Source organism: Nonomuraea glycinis, from assembly GCF_014646515.1.
GTDB lineage: Bacteria > Actinomycetota > Actinomycetes > Streptosporangiales > Streptosporangiaceae > Nonomuraea > Nonomuraea glycinis.
The window spans coordinates 353,670-374,376 of the sequence record NZ_BMNK01000003.1 but is presented as its reverse complement, the minus strand read 5'-3'; the positions used below and the strand labels follow the sequence as shown (position 1 = coordinate 374,376).

The 20,707-nt window shown below is 70.2% G+C and carries 18 protein-coding genes and 1 pseudogene; 8 read left to right on the top strand and 11 right to left on the bottom strand.

Annotated elements, in window-relative coordinates; genetic code table 11:
* Nucleotides 1-60: 60 nt before the first annotated feature.
* On the top strand, nt 61-3,306 hold the full coding sequence (gene icmF, locus IEY87_RS11280; RefSeq protein ID WP_189138498.1) for a fused isobutyryl-CoA mutase/GTPase IcmF: 3,246 nt from the start codon (nt 61-63) through the stop codon (nt 3,304-3,306).
* A 50-nt stretch (nt 3,307-3,356) separates the two neighbouring features.
* Here the strand turns inward: icmF and IEY87_RS11275 are convergent, their stop codons facing one another.
* Nucleotides 3,357-4,256 carry a TIGR03619 family F420-dependent LLM class oxidoreductase gene (locus tag IEY87_RS11275; RefSeq protein ID WP_189138497.1) on the bottom strand — a complete coding sequence of 300 codons (900 nt, stop codon included), beginning with the start codon at nt 4,254-4,256 and terminating at the stop codon, nt 3,357-3,359.
* Between the two features lies 1 nt (nt 4,257).
* Nucleotides 4,258-5,061 (bottom strand): SAM-dependent methyltransferase, encoded by an 804-nt coding sequence (locus tag IEY87_RS11270; RefSeq protein WP_189138496.1) that lies wholly within the window; start codon nt 5,059-5,061, stop codon nt 4,258-4,260.
* A gap of 123 nt (nt 5,062-5,184) precedes the next feature.
* On the opposite strand from IEY87_RS11270, the gene IEY87_RS11265 reads away from it, so the two are divergent.
* Nucleotides 5,185-5,988, top strand: coding sequence for a helical backbone metal receptor (locus tag IEY87_RS11265; RefSeq protein WP_189138495.1), 804 nt, complete (start codon nt 5,185-5,187; stop codon nt 5,986-5,988).
* Here the strand turns inward: IEY87_RS11265 and IEY87_RS11260 are convergent.
* From IEY87_RS11260 to IEY87_RS11245, 4 genes are read right to left on the bottom strand one after another with little or no spacing between them, the layout of a single operon-like run.
* The gene (locus IEY87_RS11260; protein WP_189138494.1) at nt 5,953-7,134 is read right to left on the bottom strand and encodes an ROK family transcriptional regulator; all 1,182 of its coding nucleotides are present in this window, start codon (nt 7,132-7,134) and stop codon (nt 5,953-5,955) included. The two genes, IEY87_RS11265 and IEY87_RS11260, sit on opposite strands and share 36 nt — an antisense overlap.
* A 3-nt stretch (nt 7,135-7,137) precedes the next feature.
* The gene (locus IEY87_RS11255) at nt 7,138-7,983 is read right to left on the bottom strand and encodes a carbohydrate ABC transporter permease (protein WP_189138493.1); all 846 of its coding nucleotides are present in this window, start codon (nt 7,981-7,983) and stop codon (nt 7,138-7,140) included.
* Entirely contained in the window at nt 7,970-8,881 is a 912-nt protein-coding gene (locus tag IEY87_RS11250; RefSeq protein ID WP_189138492.1) for a carbohydrate ABC transporter permease, read from the bottom strand. Before IEY87_RS11250 ends, IEY87_RS11255 begins: the two co-directional genes overlap by 14 nt.
* Nucleotides 8,881-10,248, bottom strand: a complete 1,368-nt coding sequence (locus IEY87_RS11245; RefSeq protein ID WP_189138491.1) for an ABC transporter substrate-binding protein — start codon at nt 10,246-10,248, stop codon at nt 8,881-8,883. Before IEY87_RS11245 ends, IEY87_RS11250 begins: the two co-directional genes overlap by 1 nt.
* A gap of 487 nt (nt 10,249-10,735) precedes the next feature.
* On the opposite strand from IEY87_RS11245, the gene IEY87_RS11240 reads away from it, so the two are divergent.
* From IEY87_RS11240 to IEY87_RS47145, 3 genes and pseudogenes are all read left to right on the top strand, one after another.
* On the top strand, nt 10,736-11,686 hold the full coding sequence (locus tag IEY87_RS11240) for a zinc-dependent alcohol dehydrogenase (RefSeq protein ID WP_225276935.1): 951 nt from the start codon (nt 10,736-10,738) through the stop codon (nt 11,684-11,686).
* A complete protein-coding gene (locus IEY87_RS11235; RefSeq protein WP_189138489.1) occupies nt 11,683-12,468 on the top strand; it encodes a sugar phosphate isomerase/epimerase family protein in 786 nt (261 codons plus the stop codon). The genes IEY87_RS11240 and IEY87_RS11235 overlap by 4 nt, the downstream gene beginning before the upstream one ends.
* Nucleotides 12,465-13,643 (top strand): annotated as a pseudogene (locus tag IEY87_RS47145) (MGH1-like glycoside hydrolase domain-containing protein); the annotation flags it as partial. The gene IEY87_RS11235 and the pseudogene IEY87_RS47145, both read left to right, overlap by 4 nt.
* Before the next feature lie 9 nt (nt 13,644-13,652).
* Here IEY87_RS47145 and IEY87_RS11225 read toward each other — a convergent pair.
* Together IEY87_RS11225 and IEY87_RS11220 are read right to left on the bottom strand one after the other, a co-directional pair.
* Complete coding sequence (locus tag IEY87_RS11225) at nt 13,653-14,795, bottom strand: zinc-dependent alcohol dehydrogenase (RefSeq protein WP_225276934.1); 1,143 nt, start codon at nt 14,793-14,795, stop codon at nt 13,653-13,655.
* Nucleotides 14,788-15,714: a Gfo/Idh/MocA family protein gene (locus IEY87_RS11220; RefSeq protein ID WP_225276933.1), complete on the bottom strand. Its 927-nt coding sequence runs from the start codon at nt 15,712-15,714 to the stop codon at nt 14,788-14,790. The genes IEY87_RS11225 and IEY87_RS11220 overlap by 8 nt, the downstream gene beginning before the upstream one ends.
* Before the next feature lie 130 nt (nt 15,715-15,844).
* On the opposite strand from IEY87_RS11220, the gene IEY87_RS11215 reads away from it, so the two are divergent.
* Nucleotides 15,845-16,819, top strand: coding sequence for a glucosyl-3-phosphoglycerate synthase (locus IEY87_RS11215; protein ID WP_189138487.1), 975 nt, complete (start codon nt 15,845-15,847; stop codon nt 16,817-16,819).
* Complete coding sequence (locus tag IEY87_RS11210) at nt 16,816-17,937, top strand: glycosyltransferase (RefSeq protein WP_189138486.1); 1,122 nt, start codon at nt 16,816-16,818, stop codon at nt 17,935-17,937. The genes IEY87_RS11215 and IEY87_RS11210 overlap by 4 nt, the downstream gene beginning before the upstream one ends.
* Before the next feature lie 45 nt (nt 17,938-17,982).
* Here IEY87_RS11210 and IEY87_RS11205 read toward each other — a convergent pair whose 3' ends face one another.
* Nucleotides 17,983-18,777 (bottom strand): universal stress protein, encoded by a 795-nt coding sequence (locus IEY87_RS11205; RefSeq protein ID WP_225276932.1) that lies wholly within the window; start codon nt 18,775-18,777, stop codon nt 17,983-17,985.
* Between the two features lie 142 nt (nt 18,778-18,919).
* On the opposite strand from IEY87_RS11205, the gene IEY87_RS11200 reads away from it, so the two are divergent.
* On the top strand, nt 18,920-19,480 hold the full coding sequence (locus tag IEY87_RS11200; protein ID WP_189138485.1) for a phosphatase PAP2 family protein: 561 nt from the start codon (nt 18,920-18,922) through the stop codon (nt 19,478-19,480).
* Nucleotides 19,481-19,497: 17 nt separating this feature from the next.
* Here the strand turns inward: IEY87_RS11200 and IEY87_RS11195 are convergent, their stop codons facing one another.
* Together IEY87_RS11195 and mscL are read right to left on the bottom strand one after the other, a co-directional pair.
* Nucleotides 19,498-20,073: a hypothetical protein gene (locus tag IEY87_RS11195; RefSeq protein WP_225276931.1), complete on the bottom strand. Its 576-nt coding sequence runs from the start codon at nt 20,071-20,073 to the stop codon at nt 19,498-19,500.
* A gap of 133 nt (nt 20,074-20,206) precedes the next feature.
* A complete protein-coding gene (mscL, locus tag IEY87_RS11190; RefSeq protein ID WP_189138484.1) occupies nt 20,207-20,632 on the bottom strand; it encodes a large conductance mechanosensitive channel protein MscL in 426 nt (141 codons plus the stop codon).
* Nucleotides 20,633-20,707: the final 75 nt, after the last annotated feature.

Genomic DNA, 20,707 nt, shown 5'->3' with positions numbered 1-20,707 from the left:
GGGAAATAGTAGGACGTCCTAGTATCTTCGGTTGTAGGCCCCGTGAAGGAGTGATCAGGCGTGCACGTTCCCGTCCATCCGGTCCGTTTCGTCACAGCGGCAGCGCTGTTCGACGGCCACGACGCCGCGATCAACATCATGCGACGGATTCTGCAGACCCAGGGCGCCGAGGTGATCCACCTGGGGCACAACCGGTCGGTGGACGAGATCGTCACCGCCGCCATCCAGGAGGACGTGCAGGGCGTGGCGATCAGCTCCTACCAGGGCGGGCATGTGGAGTTCTTCTCCTACCTGGTGGATCTGCTGCGCGAGCGCGGCGCCGGCCACGTCAAGGTGTACGGCGGCGGAGGCGGCGTCATCGTGCGCGAAGAGATCGACCTCCTGCACTCCCGGGGCGTCACCCGGATCTTCTCGCCCGAGGACGGCCAGCGGCTCGGCCTGCCCGGGATGATCAACAAGCTGATCGAGGAGTGCGACGTCGAGCCGGGGGGCGCGCCCACCGTGGAGGCCGTGGTCTCGGGCGACCAGCCGGCCCTGGCCCGCGCGATCACCCTGATCGAGTCCGGCCGGGCCCCCGCCGAGCTCGTCGAGGGGCTGCGGGCGGCGGGCCGTTCCGCGCCGGTGCTGGGCATCACGGGCACCGGCGGCTCGGGCAAGTCCTCGCTCACCGACGAGCTGGTCCGCCGGCTGCGGGTGGACAACGACGACAAGCTGCGCATCGCCATCATCGCGATCGACCCCACCCGCAGGCGCGGCGGCGGCGCGCTGCTCGGCGACCGGATCAGGATGAACAGCCTGAGCCCGCAGACCTACTTCCGCTCGCTGGCCACCCGAGGCGCCCCCAACGAGGTGCCCGCCTGCCTGGACGACGTCATCACCGCCTGCCGGGCCGCAGGGTACGACTTGGTCGTGGTGGAGACGCCCGGCATCGGCCAGGGCGACGCCGGGATCGTGCCGCACGTGGACGTGCCCATCTACGTGATGACGCCCGAGTTCGGCGCGGCCTCCCAGCTCGAGAAGATCGACATGCTGGACTTCGCCGAGGCGGTCGTGATCAACAAGTACGAGCGGCGCGGCGCCGAGGACGCCCTGCGCGACGTGCGCCGCCAGCTCGTCCGCAACCGCGAGGCGTTCGGCGTCTCGCCGGACGAGATGCCGGTCTTCGGCACGATCGCGGCCCGCTACAACGACGCCGGCGTCACCGCCCTCTACCACCATCTCAAGGACTTGCTGGTGGACAAGGGCCTGCCGGCCGGGCCGGGACTGCTGGCGGCGGTGCGCGGCCGCACCTCGCAGGCGTCGGCCGCGATCGTGCCGCCGTCACGGGTGCGCTACCTGGCGGAGATCGCCGAGACGGTGCGCGGCTACCACGCCGAGACGCGGGCGCAGGCGGAGGTCGCCCGCCGCCGGCAGCAGCTCACCGAGGTGCGCGCGCTGCTGGACGGTGCCGGTGACGGTGCTCGTAACGGGGACGGGGAGGGCGCGGCCGACGCCCGGCTGGCCGAGCTGAGCGAGCGGGCCGAGCGGGAGCTGAGCGAGGAGAGCCGGGCGCTGCTGGACTCCTGGCCCGCGACGAAGGAGCAGTACACCGCGGACGAGCTGGTCGTGAAGGTGCGCGACCGGGAGATCCACACGCCGCTGTGGCGCGAGACGCTCTCCGGCAACCGCATTCCCCGGGTGGCCCTGCCCCGCTACACCGACCACGGCGAGCTGCTGCGGTTCCTGCGGGCGGAGAACCTGCCGGGCAGGTTCCCGTTCACCGCCGGGGTGTTCTCGTTCAAGCGGGACGACGAGGACCCGACCAGGATGTTCGCCGGCGAGGGCGACCCGTTCCGCACCAACAGGCGCTTCAAGCTGCTGTCGGAGGGACAGCCCGCGACCAGGCTGTCCACCGCGTTCGACTCGGTGACGCTGTACGGGAACGACCCCGACCTGCGCCCCGATATTTACGGAAAAGTCGGCACTTCGGGGGTGTCGATCGCGACGCTCGACGACATGAAGGCCCTGTACGACGGCTTCGACCTGGCCGCGCCCAACACCTCGGTGTCGATGACGATTAACGGCCCGGCCCCCACGATCCTCGCCTTCTTCCTCAACGCCGCCATCGACCAGGCGATGGACCGTTTCCAGGCCGAGCACGGGCGGGCCCCGTACGAAGAAGAAGCGCGTGACCTGCGGGCCAGGACGCTCGCCACCGTCCGGGGCACCGTGCAGGCGGACATCCTCAAGGAGGACCAGGGGCAGAACACCTGCATCTTCTCCACCGAGTTCTCGCTCAGGATGATGGCCGACATCCAGGAGTGGTTCATCCGTAGCAGGGTGCGCAACTTCTACTCGGTGTCGATCTCCGGCTACCACATCGCCGAAGCCGGCGCCAACCCCATCAGCCAGCTCGCCTTCACCCTGGCCAACGGCCTGACCTACGTGGAGGCGTACCTGGCACGCGGCATGAACGTCGACGACTTCGCGCCCAACCTGTCGTTCTTCTTCTCCAACGGCATGGACCCCGAGTACAGCGTGCTCGGCCGGGTGGCCCGCCGCATCTGGGCCGTCACCATGCGGGAGAGGTACGGCGCGGCCGAACGGTCGCAGAAGCTCAAGTACCACGTCCAGACCTCGGGCCGCTCCCTGCACGCCCAGGAGATGAACTTCAACGACATCCGCACCACTCTGCAGGCCCTGATCGCCGTCTACGACAACTGCAACAGCCTGCACACCAACGCCTTCGACGAGGCGGTCACCACCCCGTCGGCCGACTCGGTGCGCCGGGCCATGGCGATCCAGCTCATCATCAACCGCGAGTGGGGTCTGGCCCGCAACGAGAACCCGCTGCAGGGGTCGTTCATCATCGACGAGCTCACCGACCTGGTGGAGGAGGCGGTGCTGAGCGAGTTCGAGCGGCTGTCGGACCGGGGCGGCGTGCTGGGCGCGATGGAAACCGGCTACCAGCGCGGCCGCATCCAGGACGAGTCCATGCTGTACGAGACCCGCAAGCACGACGGTTCGCTGCCCATCGTCGGGGTCAACACCTTCCGCGGCCCGGACGGCGCCGACCAGCAGGAGCCGCACCAGCTGGAGCTGGCCAGGGGGACCGAGGAGGAGAAGCGCTCCCAGCTGGACCGGCTGCACGCCTTCCACGAGCGTCACCGCGACGAGGCGCCCGCCGCCCTCGCCCGGCTGCGCGAGACGGCCATGTCCGAGGACAACGCCTTCGAGGTGCTGATGGAGGCGGCCCGGGTGTGCTCGCTGGGCCAGATCACCGAGGCCCTGTTCGAAGCGGGCGGCCAGTACAGGCGCAACGTCTGACGACGCCGGAGCGGCCCTGGCGCGAGGGTCGGCGGGCGGCTCCGGAGTGGTCAGGTCAGGTGGGACCTGAACTCTTCGGCCAGCTTGAGCAGGTGCTGGTCGTCCCTGGCGGTGAGCTGGAGGTCCAGGAAGATCTCGTGGACCCCGGCCGCCGCCGCCTCGGCCAGATAGCCGGCGATCTGCGCCACGGTGCCGCTCACCGGCGGCGTCCCCTGGCCCGCACGGGTGATGATCGGGTTGGCCCGCATCACCATCCGCAGCGCCTCCGGGTCGCGGCCGGCGGCCTCGGCGCTGCGCCGTACGGCATCCCACATCGGGATGAGCATGGGCAGTGGCAGTGCGGCGGTGAGCCAGCCGTCGGCCCTGCGCCCGATGCGGGAGAGCGCGTCGGGCGCGAAGCCGGCGAGGTAGAGCGGCGGGCGGCCGACGGGCTTGGGGTGGATGTGGCTGGGCGCCACGGTCCACAGCTCGGTGGAGTAGGCCACCGGATCGCTGTGCCAGATCGCCTCCAGCGCGTCCAGCGTGGCCTCGTAGCGGGCGGCCCTGGACTGCCACGGCACGCCGACGGCCGCGTACTCGTCGGAGGACCAGCCGAGGCCGAGGCCGACGTCGAGCCGGCCGTCGCTGAGCCGGTCGATGGTGGTGAGCGAGCGGGCCAGCAGCGGGGGAGCGTACCAGCAGGCGTTCAGCGCGCTGGCGCCCAGCCGGACCCGGGAGGTGAGGGAGGCGGCGACCGTCAGCACCGCGAACGGGTCCAGGAAGACGCCGTGCTCCTTCGGGATCAATCCGTCGCCGCCCGGATAGCGGTCCCTGGGCTCCAGCGGCGTCAGCAGCCGGTCACCCACCCACAGGGAGTCGAAGCCCATGGCCTCGGCCTCCCACGCGACCAGGCGCAGGCTGCCCAGCGAGGCGAACCGGCCGTACTGGGGAACCGCCAGGCCGATCCGCACGTCAGCTCTTTCTGGCCACGCCGCACACGACGAGCGAGGCTTCCGGGTGCTCGATGAAGTCGATCCGGTCGGCCTCGTCGGGCCGCCACTCCGGCAGCCAGACCAGCCCTGGCTCCAGCAGTTCGAAGCCCTCGAACAGGGCCTCGATCCGCTTGCGGTCGCGCAGGAAGAGCCGCGAGGTGGCGTTCTTGTAGACCTCGGTGCCCTTGCTGACGGCCGCGGCGCGGGCGTCGCTGGTGCCGTGGGACAGCACGAGGTAGCTGCCCGGCGCCATGGCTTCGCGCAGGGTACGGATGATCTGCTGCGGGTCGTCGGCCTCGTCGATGAAGTGCATGACGGCGACCAGCAGGATCCCGACCGGCTTGGTGAAGTCGATGACCTCCGTGACATCCGGATTTTTCAGGATTTCCTGGGGTGCTCTGAGGTCGCCTTCCACCGCCCTCGTGTCCTCGGCCGATTCGAGCAGCGCTCTAGCGTGGACCAGGACCACCGGGTCCACGTCCACGTAGACGACCTTGCTGTTGCCCAGGATCTCGTTGGCGACCTCGTGCACGGCCCCCTGCGTGGGCAGCCCGGTGCCGATGTCCAGGAACTGATGGATCCCGGCGCCCGCCAGGAACCGTACGGCTCGCCCCAGGAAGGCCCGGTTGGCGCGTGCGGCGGCTCGCAACTCGGGGGCCACCGCGAGAATTTTCTCGGCGGCCTCGCGGTCCGCCGGGAAGTGGTCCTTGCCCCCAAGGTAGTAGTCGTACAGGCGGGCGACGTTGGGCGTGTTCGGATCAAAGCCCAGCGAGTCTCGCTCCAACCGACGATCCCCCGATTCAAGAGAATGTGATTCTTTTTCAGGATTCTACGGATCTCTATCCTCACTTGTAGCGCAATTCCCGGCAATCTCCCAGTCCATGGTCGTGACGCATAGAGTTCTTCCGTGTCAAGCGAACAAGTTGACGACACCGGCGCGGTCGTGCCGGTCCCCGAGACCGTGACGCGCATCGTGTCCCTGGTGCCGTCGCTGACGGAGTCGGTGGCCGCGACGCTCCCCGGCGCCCTGGTGGGCGTCACCGACTGGTGCTCGCACCCCGCCGACCTGGACGTCACCCGGGTCAAGGGCACCAAGAACCCCGACGTCGAGCTGATCAGGCGGCTGCGCCCGGACGTCGTCCTGGCCAACGCCGAGGAGAACCGCGCCCCGGACATCGAGGCGCTGCGCGCGGCGGGCGTGCCCGTCTGGGTGACCAGGATCGAGACCTTGGAGGAGGCCTTCGCCTCGCTGGCCCGGATGTTCGCCGGGGCCTGCCGGACCGGCCGTCCCGGCTGGCTCGACCGGGCCGAGGAGAGCTGGCGGGCGCCGTACGACGGGCCGAGGAGGAGCGCGGTCATCCCGATCTGGCGGCGCCCGTGGATGGTGGCGGGCCGCGACACCTTCACCGGTGACGTGCTCGCCAGGCTGGGCGTGGACAACCTCTACGCCGGCCACCCCGAGCGCTATCCGAAGATCCCGCTGCCGGAACTGGTGGCGGCCGGCCCGGATCTGGTGGTGCTGCCCGACGAGCCGTACGCCTTCTCCGCCACCGACGGCCCTGAGTCCTTCCCCGGCCTGCCCTGCGCGCTGGTGAGCGGGCGACTGCTCACGTGGTACGGTCCCTCGCTCACCGCCGCCAGGCCCGCGCTGGAGGCGGCGCTCTCGGCCGGGCTCTCAGCCGGCCGCGCTGGTCCTGGCACGCCCGCGTGACGGGGTGAGCTCGGCCAGGGCCGCGTCGACGGCCGTGGGGGACAGCACGTGCTCCATGACGGTGACGGCCGTCCCCACGATGCCCGCCCGCTCGCCCAGCGAGCTCGGCACGATCTCCAGATTGCGGGTGGTGTACGGCAGGCTCCGGCGGTAGACGCTCTCCCTGATGCCCGTCAGATAGTGCTCTCCCGTCGCCGCCATGTCACCGGCCAGCACCAGCACGCCCGGGTTCAGCAGGCTGACCGCGGTGGCCAGCACGACGCCCAGGGTGCGGCCGCCCTCCTGGGTGCGCGCGATGGCAGCGGGGTCTCCCGCGTGCACCAGCCGGACCACGTCCCGGCTGCTGCTCTGCCCCAGGTCCGCGGCGATGGCGGAGCCGCTCGCCAGCGAGGCCACGCAGCCGCGCGAGCCGCAGGTGCACACGCGGTCGTCGGTCTCGTGCAGGCGGACGTGGCCGATGTTGCCGGCGGCCTCCTCCACCCCCCGGTAGACGCGCCCGCCCAGCACGATGCCGGTGCCGATGCCGGTGGACACCTTGACCAGGATGAGCGACTCGCAGGAGCGCCAGCAGGACCACCACTCGCCCAGCGCCATCGCGTTGGCGTCGTTCTCCACCAGGATCGGCACGTCGAACCGCTCCCGCAGCAGCTCCCTGATCGGGTGGTCGTCCCAGCCGGGCATCAGGAACGACCTGATGACCCGGCCCGTGCCGTGGTCCAGGGAGCCGGGCAGGTCCAGGCCGATGCCGCACACCTGCTCGGCGGTCCGGCCGGCGCGGTCGAGCAGCCGCTCGAAGGCCTCGCGCACCCAGGACAGGACGGCGTCCGGCCCGAGCTCGATGCGCATCTCGGTGTGCTCCTCGGCCATCGGCCGGGCCGCGAGGTCGGTCAGCGCCACCCGCGCGTGGCCGGCCCCCAGGTCGGCCACCAGCACCAGGCGGCTGGTGGCGTCGATGTCGAGCACCGAGGGCGGCCGCCCGCCGCCGGAGGTGCCGACGCCGGACTCGTGGATGAAGCCGGCCTCGATGAGCCGGTCCACCCGGTCGGTGATGGTCGACCGGGACAGACCGGTGAACTCGATCAGTTCTCTGCGCGTCGGGCAGGAGCCGTCGCGGATGAGCTGGAGCACCTGCCCTGCCGTCAGCATGGTCTATCCCTTCTCGGCCCCTGCGGTGAGGCCCTCCGTCAGCAGTCTCTCGCCGGCGAAGAACACGACCACGATGGGCAGTGTCAGCACCACGGATCCCGCCATGAGAACCGTTGTCGGGATCTCGATGCTGCCCGCCAGCTGCGAGAGTCCCAGGGAAACGGTCCAACTGTCCCGCTTTTCCACCAGGAAGAGCAGGGCGAACAGGAACTCGTTCCAAGCGATCATGAACGCGTACAGTCCGGTGGCCATGAGCGCGGGCTTGGACAGCGGCAGCACCACCCGCCAGATGGTCGACAGGCGGGTGCACCCGTCGATCGCGGCCGCCTCCTCCACGCTCTGCGGCACCGTTTCGAAGTAGTTGCGGAGCATGTATACCGTGACCGGCACGGTCTGCGCGATGTACACCAGGATCAGGCCGAACAGCGACCCGCGCAGCCCGAGCATGGTGAACAGCACGAAGAGCGGGATGGCCAGCACGATGGCCGGAAACAGGTAGACGGCCAGGAACAGGAAGTGCACCTGCCGGCGGCCGAAGAAGCGCAGCCGGGCGACGGCGTACGCGCCGGGGATCGAGATCAGCAGCGTGACCGCGACCGAGACGACCGCGACGATCGCGCTGTTGCGCATGAAGATCAGAAAGCCCTGCCGGCCCAGCACGTTCGTGTACGTGTCCAGGGTGAAGTCACGCGGCCACAGCGAGCCCGGCTCCAGGATGAGCTCCTGGATGTCGCGGAAGGACAGCATCACCATGTAGTAGAGCGGAAACGCGGTGATCGCGAAGAGCACGGCGATCACCAGCGGCCGGAGCGCCCTGAACAGGGCGCGCTCGAACCTATCCCTGGTCACGTTCGCCTCCCGCGAAGAACTTCAGATAGATGACCAGGAACACGACCAGCACCACCGCGAGCACGATGGCCTGGGCGGCCGAGGCGCCGATGTCGTCGCGGGCGGTCAGGAAGTTGTAGACGCGCACGCTGACCACCTCCGTGCCCGCGCCGCCGCCGGTCAGCAGATAGACGTCGTCGAACTTGGTGAAGGTGAACACGAACCGCAGCACCGCCAGCAGCGCGATGATCCGCCACAGCTGCGGCAGCATCACGTAGCGGAAGCGCTGCGTCGGCGTCGCCCCGTCCACCACCGCGGCCTCGTCCAGCTCGGCGGGCAGCGCCTGGATCCTGGCCAGGATGAACAGGAAGGCGAAGGGGAAGTAACGCCACGCCTCGAACGCGATCACGGTGAGCAGCGCCACCGGCACCTCGACGCCGAGGAAGGTGCCCCTGGCCTGGGTGAGGAAGGCGATCGGCTCGCTCAGCCAGGTGTTCACGATGCCGTACTGCGGGCTCAGCATCGTCTGCCACAGGAACGTCACCGCCACCACCGGCGCCACGTACGGGATCAGGATCGAGGCCCTGACCAGGGTCCTGCCCCGGAACCTGTCGCGCAGGGCCAGCGCGGCGACGAGCCCGATCACGATCGACAGCCCGGTGCCCGCCACGGTGTAGATCATGGTGTTGACCAGGGCGGTCCAAAATCCCGGCTCAGCCAGCACGTACGTGAAGTTCTCCAGCGTGTAGCCGCCGAAGAGCCCCACCTGGCGGATGTTGATCAGCCGTACGTCCTGGAACGCCAGCATGATCGCCCACAGGAGCGGCAGGACCACCACGACCAGCGTGATGACCAGGGTCGGCGAGATCAGCGCCAGCCCGGCCCGGCCCTCCTGCTCGCGCAGCGTCCGCCCGCGCATCACTCGCGGATCCCGCGCTTGATGGTCTCCACCTCGGTCTTGGCCTGGGCGGCCGCGGCCTGGGCGGTGAGTGAGCCGTCCACCAGGCCGCTCAGCGCCGTGGGCACCGGCAGCTCGCCCATCGTGGCGCCCACGAGCTTGCCCTGGCCCTGCGGGATGCCCCAGCGTTCGAACGTGTCGGGGCTGGTGCGCAGCGCGTCGAGCACCTCGGCCGGATAGATGTCGGCCAGTGGCTTCTTGGTGTCGACGCCGGCGGGGAGCCGGGTCCACTTGTCGGCGAACCCCTTGCGGGTGGGGAACTTGCCCTCCGGCGCCATGCCGAGCCAGCGCTCGTAGCCCTCGTTCATCATGTAGGAGACGAAGGTCGTGGCCGGGTCGGTGGCGGAGTCGCGTAGGACCGCCCAGGAGACGATCTCGCCGTACTGCGCGGGCGCGCTGCCGTCGGGGCCCTTCAGCGCGGTGACGACCCCGGTGTTCTTCGCCAGCCATTGCCGATCTTCGCGGCATTCGGGGCAACTGGGCAGGGCGTCCTTACGGAGTCCGGCCAGCTCGTCCAGGACGAACGACGACCAGATCATCATGGCGGCCTTGCCGGAGAAGTAGGTGGCCCTGGTGGAGTCGACGTCCTGGATGCCCTTGACCGAATAGTTCTTGGCCAGGCCGGCGTAGAACTCGAAGGCCCTGACGCACGCGGGCGAGTCGAGGGTGACGTTGCCGGCGTCGTCCACCAGCTGGCAGCCGTTGGCCAGCGCGACGTGCTCGAAGCTCTGCGCGGTGAAGGCGTCCTTCGGCGCGACCGCCAGCGTGATGCCGGCGATCCCGCCGGTGTTCAGCTTCGCGGCCGCGGCCTGCAGCGCCTCGTAGGTGTCGGGCGGGCGCAGTCCGGCCCGCTCGAACAGGTCCTTGCGGTAGAGGATGAGTTGCGCCCATCCGTCGCTGGGCACGGCCAGCGGCTTGCCCGCCGCGCTGTCGAGCTCCAGGGCGCGTGGCGAGAACGTGTCGCGCCCGAGCCGGTCGACGATCCGGCCGGCGGTCTCGGTGTCGAGCAGGTCGTTGGCCTCAAGCTCGCGGACCGAGGCGAGGGGAAGCGCCCCGATCACGTCGGGCAGCTCGCCCGCCGCGGCGGCGGAGGTGATCACCTGACTGAACTGGTCCTCGGCGACTCCGACGAGGTCGACCTTGATTCCGGTCTTCCGGGTGAACTCGGCGATGATCTGTTTCTGGACGGCCATCCGGTCTTCGAGGTTCTCCTCGGTCCAGACGGTGATCTGGTTGCCGGCCGCCTGCTGGCCGTCGTCGCCACAGGCAGCCAGGCAGGTAGTCGCGAGCAGGGCGGCGGAGAGGACGGCGGTGACCCGCTTCGGCATGGCACGCTCCTCTGAACGGGGATACGCCCGCACGTACCCCCGGAGAAGACGGCGCAACGTGCGGTGCGTGCGCCCGGTCGTCCACGGCTTCCCGGTGGTCACGCCGACATCGGGCTTCACCTGCGTCTCTTTGGCGGGGCGCGGAATGTTCAGGATGCCGACGGCGCAGGCAAAGCGGGAGTCACCTCTTTGCGAAGGATGTCGCGTAAGGAATCTAGGCGCATGACCTGGGGTTGTATGCCGGGTAAGGTGCCTTTCCAGAAGACACACCGTCTGAACCCCCATTTTCGTCAGGAGACTCGACGGAAGTCGTAGACTTACGAGTGTTCCGGGCGCGACTATGGTTTGCCAACAACCCGTAATTGATCGACTTTTGTTTGATCAATAGGCATAAGTGTGGGAAATGCGCGTCATCACCTTTCAAGAGCCAGGCCTTGTCTCCGTCAGCCTGGAACAGCCCGCCGAGCTTGTCCCGGGGAGCGTGCGGGTGCGCACGCTGTTCTCCGGAGTCTCCGCCGGCACCGAGCTGACCGCCTATCGGGGGACGAACCCCTATCTCAACCGCAAGTGGGACACCGACCAGCGCCTGTTCCTCGACGGCAACACCCACGCTTATCCGCTCAGCGGCTGGGGCTACCAGGAGGTCGGTGAGGTGGTGGAGGCGGCGCCCGACGTCGCCGACCCGCCCGTCGGCAGCCTCGTCTGGGGCATCTGGGGCCACCGCGGCGAGGCCGTGGTCCCCGCCGCCAAGCTCGTCGGCCACGTGCTGCCACCCGGCGCCGACCCGATCGCCGGTGTCTTCGCCCGCGTCGGCGCCATCGCGCTCAACGCCGTGCACGCCGCCGACATCCACCTCGGCGACCAGGTCGCCGTCTTCGGCCAGGGCGTCATCGGTCTGCTCGCCACCCGCCTGGCCGTGCTGAGCGGCGCGCGGGTGGTCGCCGCCGACGCCATCCCGGCCCGCCTGGAGCTCGCCCGTCAGTACGGCGCTGCCGAGACGTTCGACGTGCGGTCCGGATCGGTCGCCGAGTTCATCCGCAAGCGGATCGAGGGCGCCGACACCGCCATCGAGCTGAGCGGCAGCAGCCTGGGCCTGCACGAGGCCGTCAGGACCGTCCGCAAGGGCGGCCGGGTCGTGGCCGCCGGCTTCTACCAGGGCGACGGCGTCGGGCTGCGGCTCGGCGAGGAGTTCCACCACAACCAGGTGCAGCTCGTCTCCTCCCAGATCGGCGGGGTCGCCTCCTGGCTCGCCCACCGCTGGGACGTCGAGCGGCTGCAGCGCACCTTCATGGAGACGGTGCACCGGGGTGACATCGACGTCACCGACCTGATCAGCCACGTCGTCCCCGTGGACGCCGCCGCCGCCGCCTTCGAATTGATCGACAAGCACCCGTCAGAGGTGCTCCAGCTCGTCTTCACCTTCGAGGAGTCACAGTGAAGCTCGCCGCCCAGGAGCAGCTCCTGCCCGGCCGGTCCCTGCAGGAGAAGTTCGCGTTCGCGGTCGAGGCCGGGTTCGACGCCATCGAACTGCGCGGAAAGGGTGACTTCCACTTCGCGGGCCGGCTGACCGAGCTCAAGCGGGCGCTGGCGGACGGCGTCGTCATGCCGACCGTGTGCGTGGACATGCCGCACTTCATCGGCGACTTCGACCCGGCCAAGCGCACGGACGCGATCCAGCAGCTCAGGTCGCAGCTCTCGGTCATCGGCGAGCTCGGCGGCGTCGGCGTGATGACCCCGGCCTCCTGGGGCCAGTTCTCGCTGCGGCTGCCGCCGTTCGTCCCGCCGCGCAGCGCCCAGGAGGACCGTGAGGTGCTGGCGGAGGCGCTGGGCATCCTCGGCGAGCACGCGCAGCGCAACGGCGTCCTGATCATGCTGGAGCCGCTCAACCGCTACGAGAACCACATGGTCAACACCCTGGCCGACGCGGTCTCCTACTGCGCCCAGGACTCGATCCGGGTCGTCGGCGACACCTACCACATGAACATCGAGGAGGACGACCCCTGCCGCTCGCTGATCGAGGCCGCCCCCTACCTCGCGCACATGCAGATCAGCGAGTCCAACCGCAACCAGCCGGGCACCGGCCACCTCGACTGGGGCGCGCAGCTCGCCACCCTCGACGCCGTCGGCTATGAGGGCTACCTGGCGCTCGAATGCCGCCTGCGCGGTGAGCCCGAGATCGTTCTTCCCCAGACGGCGGCCTTCATCAGGAAGTTCCTATGATCCTCCGCGATGCGGTGCGTGTACTGATCGACAACTGGGACGGCGGGCACACGGTCCCCTCGCGCCGGCTCTACCCCCATCAATGGAGCTGGGACTCCGCCTTCATCGCCATCGGCAACGCCCACCTGTCGCCCAGGCGGGCCAGGACCGAGCTGCTGTCGCTGTTCGGGGCGCAGTGGAGCGACGGCAGGGTGCCGCACATCGTGTTCAACCCCGCGGTGCCCGAAGGCGCCTACTTCCCCGGCCCGGAGTTCTGGCAGGCGCGCTCGCCCTCCGGCGCGGCCACCTCCGGCATCGTGCAGCCGCCCGTGCACGCGCTGGCCGCCTGGCGGGTCCACCAGGCCGAGCCCGACCTGGCCTTCCTGCGCAGGATCTATCCCAAGCTGGTGGCCCAGCAGGAGTTCCTGCGCACCGCCAGGCGCTCGCCGGAGGGGCTGATCTCGATCGTGCACCCCTGGGAGTCGGGCATGGACAACAGCCCCGCCTGGGACCGGCCGCTCAGCGCCGTCGAGACGGACGCCACCGGCTACCGCCGCAGGGACCTGACCCATGTCAGCGCCGAGGAGCGGCCCACCGACCGCGACTACGACCGCTACACCGCGCTGGCCACCGCCTACCGCGACTCCGGCTACCGCGAGCCGGGCGCCTTCCACGTCGAGGACCCGCTGTTCAACGCCGCGTACGGGGCCGCCGAGCTGGCGCTGGCCGACATCGCGGCCGCGTGCGGGCTGGACCCGGAGCCGCACCGCGCCGAAGCCGCCGCGATCACCGCCGCCATGGTCGAGCACCTCTACGACGACGGCATCTTCCAGTCCCGCGACCTGCGCACCGGCTACCTGATCCGCTCCAGCAGCGCGGCCGGCCTGGTCCCGCTCATCCTGCCCGGCCTGCCGCGCGAGATCGCGCACGCGCTGATCGGCACCGGGCTCGACCACTTCGGCCTCAAGGACGGGGTGCTGCCGAGCTTCGCCCCGACCGCCCCGGAGTTCGACCCGGTCCGCTACTGGCGCGGGCCGAGCTGGATCAACCTCACCTGGCTGGTCTGGCAGGGCCTCAAGGACCGCCGGTCCGACCTGGCCGCCTCGCTCGCCGACAACATGATCAACGCGGTCGTACGGTCCGGCTTCCGTGAATACTTCGACCCGGTCACCCTGCGGGGGCACGGATCTCGCGACTTCAGCTGGTCAGCCGCCCTCATCCTCGACGTGGTGGCTGAGCACGGCCTGCACGGCGTGGCGTCGCCGGCTCGCGAGCTCGGCCAGCAGGCGGGGAGCTTCGGCAAAGCCGGCGACATCGGTGATCACGTGCCGGCGTAGCAGGCCGCCACGCTGCCTGAGCAGGCCGATCGTCTCGTGGGACAGGCGTTCCCTGTCCCACGCGTGCGCCAGCCCGCGCGGCACCCGGCCGATCTGGGCGCAGCGCAGCGACAGCCCGTTGTGGTGGAACTCCTCGCCCAGCCGGACCTCGTCCGCGCCCTTGGTGTAGAAGGCCAGGTCGACCGCGGTGCCCTGCGGGCGCAGCAGCTTCAGCGCCAGCGCCAGGGCCCGCGCCTGCCCCCGGCACTGGAACACCACGTCCGCGCCCCGGTCGTTGGGTCCGTGCCGCCAGCGCCGCTTCAGCTCCACGGCCGGGTCGTCGTCGGCGGCCAGTACGTTCGCGCCGAGCGCCGCGGCGACGGCGAGCCGGTCGGGGGTCTCGTCCACGACCACGACCTCCGCCGCGCCGTACGCGATGGCGAACGACGCCGTCAGCAGCCCGACCACGCCCGCGCCCATCACCACGACCCGCCGCCCGTGCACGCCGTCGCCGAGCCGGCGGACGTTCGGGCCGTGCAGGTCGGCGGCGGCGTGCAGCAGGCCGTTGGCGCAGATGGGGCCCATGTGGGCGACGTAGATGCCGAGCAGCGCGTCGAGGTCGTCCGGCAGCTCCACGAAGCGGTCCTGCAGGGGGTCGGCCACGTAGCCGGTGCGGTGCCCGTAGGCCATCGCCACCGTGCTGCCCTCGCGCACCGCCCGCGTCCGGGTCTCGACCACCCTGCCCACCTGCATGTATCCGATGCCGCGCACGGGATAGGCCACCGAGGGCGTGCCTTCACGGAACAGCCCGAGCGCGGGATCCCAGGTGGAGGTCAGGTAGGGATTGTCCCCCTTGACGTAGGTGAGCTCGGTGCCGGCCGAGATCCCGCTGTGCCTCGTCTCGACCCGGAACCCGCCGTCGGGCACCTCGGCCAGCTTGTCCTCGACCAGCGTCACCTCGCCGGGCCCGTCGATGCTCAACACTCTGCCCATCGACTTGCCGATCGCAGGCCGCGCGCCCTGGTCACCCATCGAGCATCACCGGCTCCCGCTCCCGTGCCGACCGCGCCAGCGCGAGCGCCAGCCGGTGGGTCTTCAGGGCCTCCCGGTACGGGGCCCGCACGTCGGCCTCCTTCCCCTGGACGGCGTCCACGAACGCGCGGTCCACCATCGTCTTGGCCTTTCCGCCGTCCTGAACCTGCCGCTCGCCGTCCACGACCAGCTCCGTCTCGCTCAGGTCGAGCGCGATGCCCTCGGCGTGCACCTCCAGCCCCACCCGGTGCTTGTGCCGCAGCAGGCAGGTGGTGGCCAGCAGCCCGGTCGCCCCGTCCGTGAACCGCATCACCGCCGCCGTGGCGTGGTCGATCTCGCCGTCCACCCGGTTCTCGGCGGGCACCGCGTGCACCATGCTCACCTCACCCACCAGCAGTCTCGCCAGATCGAGGACGTGGACCGCCTGCTCGACGGTCTGGCCGCCGGACATCATGGGATCCAGCCACCACCCGACCGGGGGCACCTTGTCCAGCCAGTGGCCCATGGCCAGGCGTACCGGCCGGCCGGCCAGCAGCTCCCGTGCCTGGTCGAGAATGTCGAGGTAACGCCAGTGGTGGCCGACGGCGGACGGCAGCCCGCGCCGGTCGATCTCGTCGGCGATCTTCTCCGCGGTGGCAAGGTCCAGCGAAAGTGGCTTCTCCACAAAAAGTGGGATATCGCAGGCCAGGATGTCGAGTTCCGGGGTGCCGTGGGCGAAAGGCGGCACACAGACGTAAACGGCATCCAGGCCACCGGCCTCCAGGAGGTCGGTGTAGCCGCCGTAGGCGGGGGAGTCGTGCTTCGACGCCAGTGTTTCGGCCCTGCGCGGATCTGTGTCAGCGATTCCGACGATTTTAACGTCGCCGAAACCAGACAGGACCTCAGCATGCCTGGCCGCGACATTACCGGCACCTACCATGCCGATACGGGTAATGGGGATCATAACCCGGCATATCCCACGGTCAGCAGAAAACAAACAACCATGTTCGAAGACGCATGAATAGGGCAGATGTCGCCGACCGTGACCTGAAAAGATCGGGGATGAATGCATGGAGACAGATCTGCGCGCCTTGGCAAGGGTCAGGGAGTGGTATGGGCCGCATTCGAGCACGGCCATGCAATGGCCGCTCGAGGCCCTGCTCCCCGCCAAGGGGACGACCACGGTGAGCGTCGTGCTGCCGGCGCGTGACGAGGAGTCGACCGTCGGCGACATCGTCACCGTGATCCGCCGTGACCTCGTGGAGCGTACCCCGCTCGTGGACGAGATCATCGTCGTTGATTCGAACTCCACCGACGCGACCGCGGTGCGGGCAGCCGCGGCGGGAGCGCGGGTGGTGGCCCAGGGCGCGGTGCTGCCCCAGCTCCCACCCCTGACCGGCAAGGGCGAGGCGCTGTGGAAGGGCCTGGCCGCCGCCCGCGGGGACATCATCGTCTTCGTGGACGCCGACCTGCGCAACTTCGGCTCCCACTTCGTCTCCGGCCTGCTCGGGCCGCTGCTCATGAACCGGAACATCCAGTTCGTCAAGGCCGCCTACGAACGGCCCTTCATCGGCGAGGACGGCGTGGCCAGGCGCGGTGGCGGCGGCCGGGTCACCGAGCTGGTCGCCAGGCCGCTGCTGAACATGTTCTGGCCGGAGCTGTCCGGCTTCGCCCAGCCGCTCGGCGGTGAGTACGCCGCCCGCCGCGAGATCCTGGAGCAGGTGCCGTTCGTCACCGAGTACGGCGTCGAGTTCGGCCTCCTGGTCGACCTTCTGCACCTGGTCGGGCTCGACGCCATGGCGCAGGTCGACCTCGGCTCCCGCACCCACAGCCACCAGTCGGTGGCCGCGCTGGGCCGCATGGCGGGGCAGATCATGGCCACCGCCTGGTCCCGGCTGGAGCGCCAGGGGCGCGTGCTCACCTCGGAGCCGCCCTCCCACTCGCTGCTGCAGTTCGGGCTCGACGGGGACGCCGAGTTGGTGGACGTGGCCGTGGCCGAACGACCTCCCCTGGCCTCCCTCGTGCTGGAGGAGGATGTGGCATGAACGTCCTGGTCAACGCGGGACCCTGGCTGTCGGTCCCACCGCCCGGCTACGGCGGGATCGAGAACGTCGTCGCCACGCTGATCCCGCCACTGCGCGAACGCGGGGTCCGGATCATCCTGGCCTCGGTGGGGTCGAGCACCCTCGACGTGGACGAGCTGATCAGCGTCTTCGAGCAGGGGCAGTTCGCCCACCTGCAGAAGCCGTACAACCAGGTGATGGGCATCGCGCACGCCCACCAGGCGCGGGTGGCCGCGGAGCTGAGCCGTCGCGACGACATCGACCTGGTGCACGACCACCTGGAGGTCGTCGGGCCCGGCGTCCTGTCGGCCCTGGGCGGCCCGCCCGTCCTGCACACCCTGCACTGGGACCTGCGCAAGCACGCCGCCTTCTACCGGTCGTTCCCGCAGTCGATCGCGGTCAACGGCGTCTCGCACTCCCAGCTCGCCCGCGCGCCCCGGGCGGTGCGGGACGTCGCGCTCGGCGCGGTGCACCTGGCCACCCCGCTGGCCGACCGTGACCTGCGGTTCGAGCGGGGCGAGCACCTCGTGGTGATGGGCCGCGTCTGCGGGCTCAAGGGCCAGCACGTGGCCGCCCGGGTCTGCCAGAAGCTCGGCCTGCCGCTGGTGCTCGCCGGTCCGGTGAGCGGCCTCGACAGCCAGGCCGAGCTGGACGTCGTGACCCAGGACCCCTACCACCCGCTGCACGGCCACGCCGACGTCCGCTACTACCTGGACCACCTCAGCGCCTACCTCGACGGCGACCTCATCAGGTGGGTCGGCTCCCTGGGCGGCGACGAGCGCGACGCCCTCTACGGCACGGCCCGCGCGGCCCTGTTCCCCATCCAGTGGGACGAGCCGGGCGGCACGGCCGTGGTGGAGGCCATGGCGCTCGGCGTGCCGCCGGTCGCGCTGAGCCGCGGCTGCATGCCCGAGATCATCGACCACGGCCGCACCGGCTTCCTCGCCGACACCGAAGAGGAGCTGGTCGAGTGGGTCCTGCGGGTGGACGAGCTCGACCCCGAGGAGTGCCGCCGCGAGGCCCGGGCCCGCTTCTCCCCGGCGGTCATGGCCGACCGCTACCTGGACATGTACGAGCAGGTGGCCCGCCGCAGCCGCTAGCCCGGCGGCCTTCCGGAGTCGTACGAGCAGGCGTGGGCGTCGGAGTCAGGCCAAGCCGCGGGGCAGGACGGCGACGGGGCACGGTGAGGCGCGCAGCAGTTTCATGGCCAGTTCGCCGATGAACACCCGGTGCGGCTGCGCGTCCTCGCTGGCCGCGCAGACCAGCAGCTCGCCGGGCAGCCACTCGGCCGCGGCCACGGCGCCGGCCACGTCGTGTCCCTCGGCCACCTCCGCCTCGGCCTCGATGCCGCTGTCCTCCCACGCCTGCCGGACGGCCAGGGCGAGATCGTCCCTGAGCCGTCCCCGGTCCTCGGTCCGCAGGTCGAACGTGATCAGCCGGAGCGGCACCCCCAGCCGGAGCGCCGCCTGCGCCACCCGCGCGACCGCGGCGTCGCACTGCGGGCGGTGCACGTAGGCGAGGGTGAGCCGGGTGGGGCCGTCCGGCGGCAGATAGCCGGCGGGCGCCAGCATCACCGCCTCCGGCGACAGATGCAGCAGATGGTCGGTGGTGCTGCCGAGCTGGATGCGGCCGTGCGCCCCGCCGTCCGCCGACCCGGCCACCACGAGATCCGCCCTGATCCGGCTGGCCAGCACCGCCAGCCCGCGACCGGCGCCCCTGCTCTCGTACGCCATGAACTCGGCCGGTACGTTCTCCAGGTTGACCGCCGCGTTCGCCAGGCTGGCCTGTGCCTCGACCGCCAGGCCGGGGCTGCCCGGCGGGTAGATCGCCACCACCGTGAGCTCGCCGCCGGTGACCCGGGTGATGGCGGCGCCCAGAGCCAGCGCGTCCCGCCCGCCTGAATCGTCGGTGTAGCCGACGATCACCTGCCCTCCGATCACGAGAGCCCCCATACCCGCTCTGGGGTGGGGATACGCAGCATTCCTCGGGTCGCACAAGGGGTAAACAGCCGAAAGAACGAGGCATCCACAAAGATCCACTCGTAAGGTCTTGTCCATCGGCTGTTAACAGATTGGACACCCGTTGTACCGCGACATCGTCGACTTCGCTCTCACCACGCCCGGATGGCTGCACACGCTCGCCGAAGTCGGCACCGACGCCGGGCTGTTCCTCTTCGCGGCGCTGTTCGTGCTGGCGTGGTGGCGGGCACGGTACGCCCCGGCCCGAGACCTGGCGCTCGCCCTCGCCGGCCCGGCGGGAATCGTGTGCGCGTACGTCAGCAGCGAGATCCTGAAGATCTTCATCATGGAGGAGCGGCCGTGCCGGGGCGGGGTCGCGACCATCGCCGCCTGCCCGCCCGTGGGCGACTGGTCGTTCCCGAGCAACCACTCGGTCATCGCCGTCGGCGCCGCCGCGACGCTCACGCTGATCTGGCGCACCCTGGCCTGGGTGGTCTTCCCGCTCGCCGCGGTCATGGCGTTCTCGCGGGTCTTCGTCGGCGTGCACTACCCGCACGACGTGCTCGCCGGGGCGCTGATCGGCCTGCTGCTCGCGCCGCTGTTCACGCTCCTGCTGGTCGGCGCCGTCACGCCGGTCGTCCGGCTGGTCCGCGCCCGGGTGCCGGCGCTCGCTCCGCGCGCCTAGCGCGTCGGGTCGTCCACTCAGGCCGTCCACTCGTGCCGGCCGAGGAAGCCGCGCTCGCCCGTGGCGTACTCCTGGAAGGCCCGCTGCACCTCGTCGAGCTCGGCCACCTCGGTCCTGATGAGCCCCTTCTCCTTGTACTCGAGCTCGTAACCGGGCGAGACCTGGATGAAGTGCCGCCCGAAGTTCACCAGGGCGACGAACGGGTTCTGCGGCGACATGGTGGCCAGCACGTCGCGCACCAGGCCCAGGTCGGGGTCGGTCACGATCAGGCCGTCGCCGGTGTGCAGCTGCATCCCCTCATATACGCCGAGCGGCGCGACGTTGTGCACGAGGTCGCGCTGCGGGTCGTAACAGGCCACCCCGTGCGCGCGGGCGAGCGTGAACACCTGGCCGGACATCTCGTCCATCGCGTCCAGATCCATCGTCACCAGCACCTGATCCTGGTAGACGGTGACGAGTCCGGGCAGCTCCTTGGCGAGGTCCGGCAACTGCCCGGTGACGGGCTCGGTCTTCTTGACCTCCAGGTAGGCGGCTCGCGCCTGGTCCCTGGAGATCGGCGCGGGCTCGTCCCAGACCATCAACTCAACGCTCACGCGTCCATCTTGTCGAACCCGCGCCGCATCTGCGTAGGTAGGGGGCGGAAGAACGCGAAACCCTCGTCCCACCAGACCCTCACCCGCGTGGCGCTCCCGCCCACCGATCCCGCCAAGTACGGACATGGGCGGGCTAGGGGGTGGACGGTGTCTCCGAACCGGGGACCAGCTCGACGGTGCAGTACATGCAGCGGCGCGCCTCCACCGGGACGTCGCTGATGCACTCGGGGCACTGCTTCGTCGTGGCGGACTTGTTCCGGTCGAGCAGCCCGATCAGCCGGGTCATCGGCAGCACGATCAGCCAGTAGACCACCGCCGCGATGATCAGAAAAGTGATCAGGTGGTTGAGGAAGTCGCCGTACATGAATTCACTGCCGTTGACGGTGAAGGAGTATTCGGCGAAGTTCGGCTGCCGCCCGCCGGTGACGGCGCCGATCAGCGGCGTCACCAGGTCGGTGACCAACGCCTGCACGAGCCCGCTGAACGTGGCCCCGATGATCACCGCGACCGCCAGCTCCACGATGTTGCCACGCAGAATGAGGTTCTTGAATCCGCCCATGGCATCGGAATATAGCGGGTCAAGAGATGGTCAAACGCCGATCGTGGGGGCAGGTAAAGACCTCGGCGGTCAGCC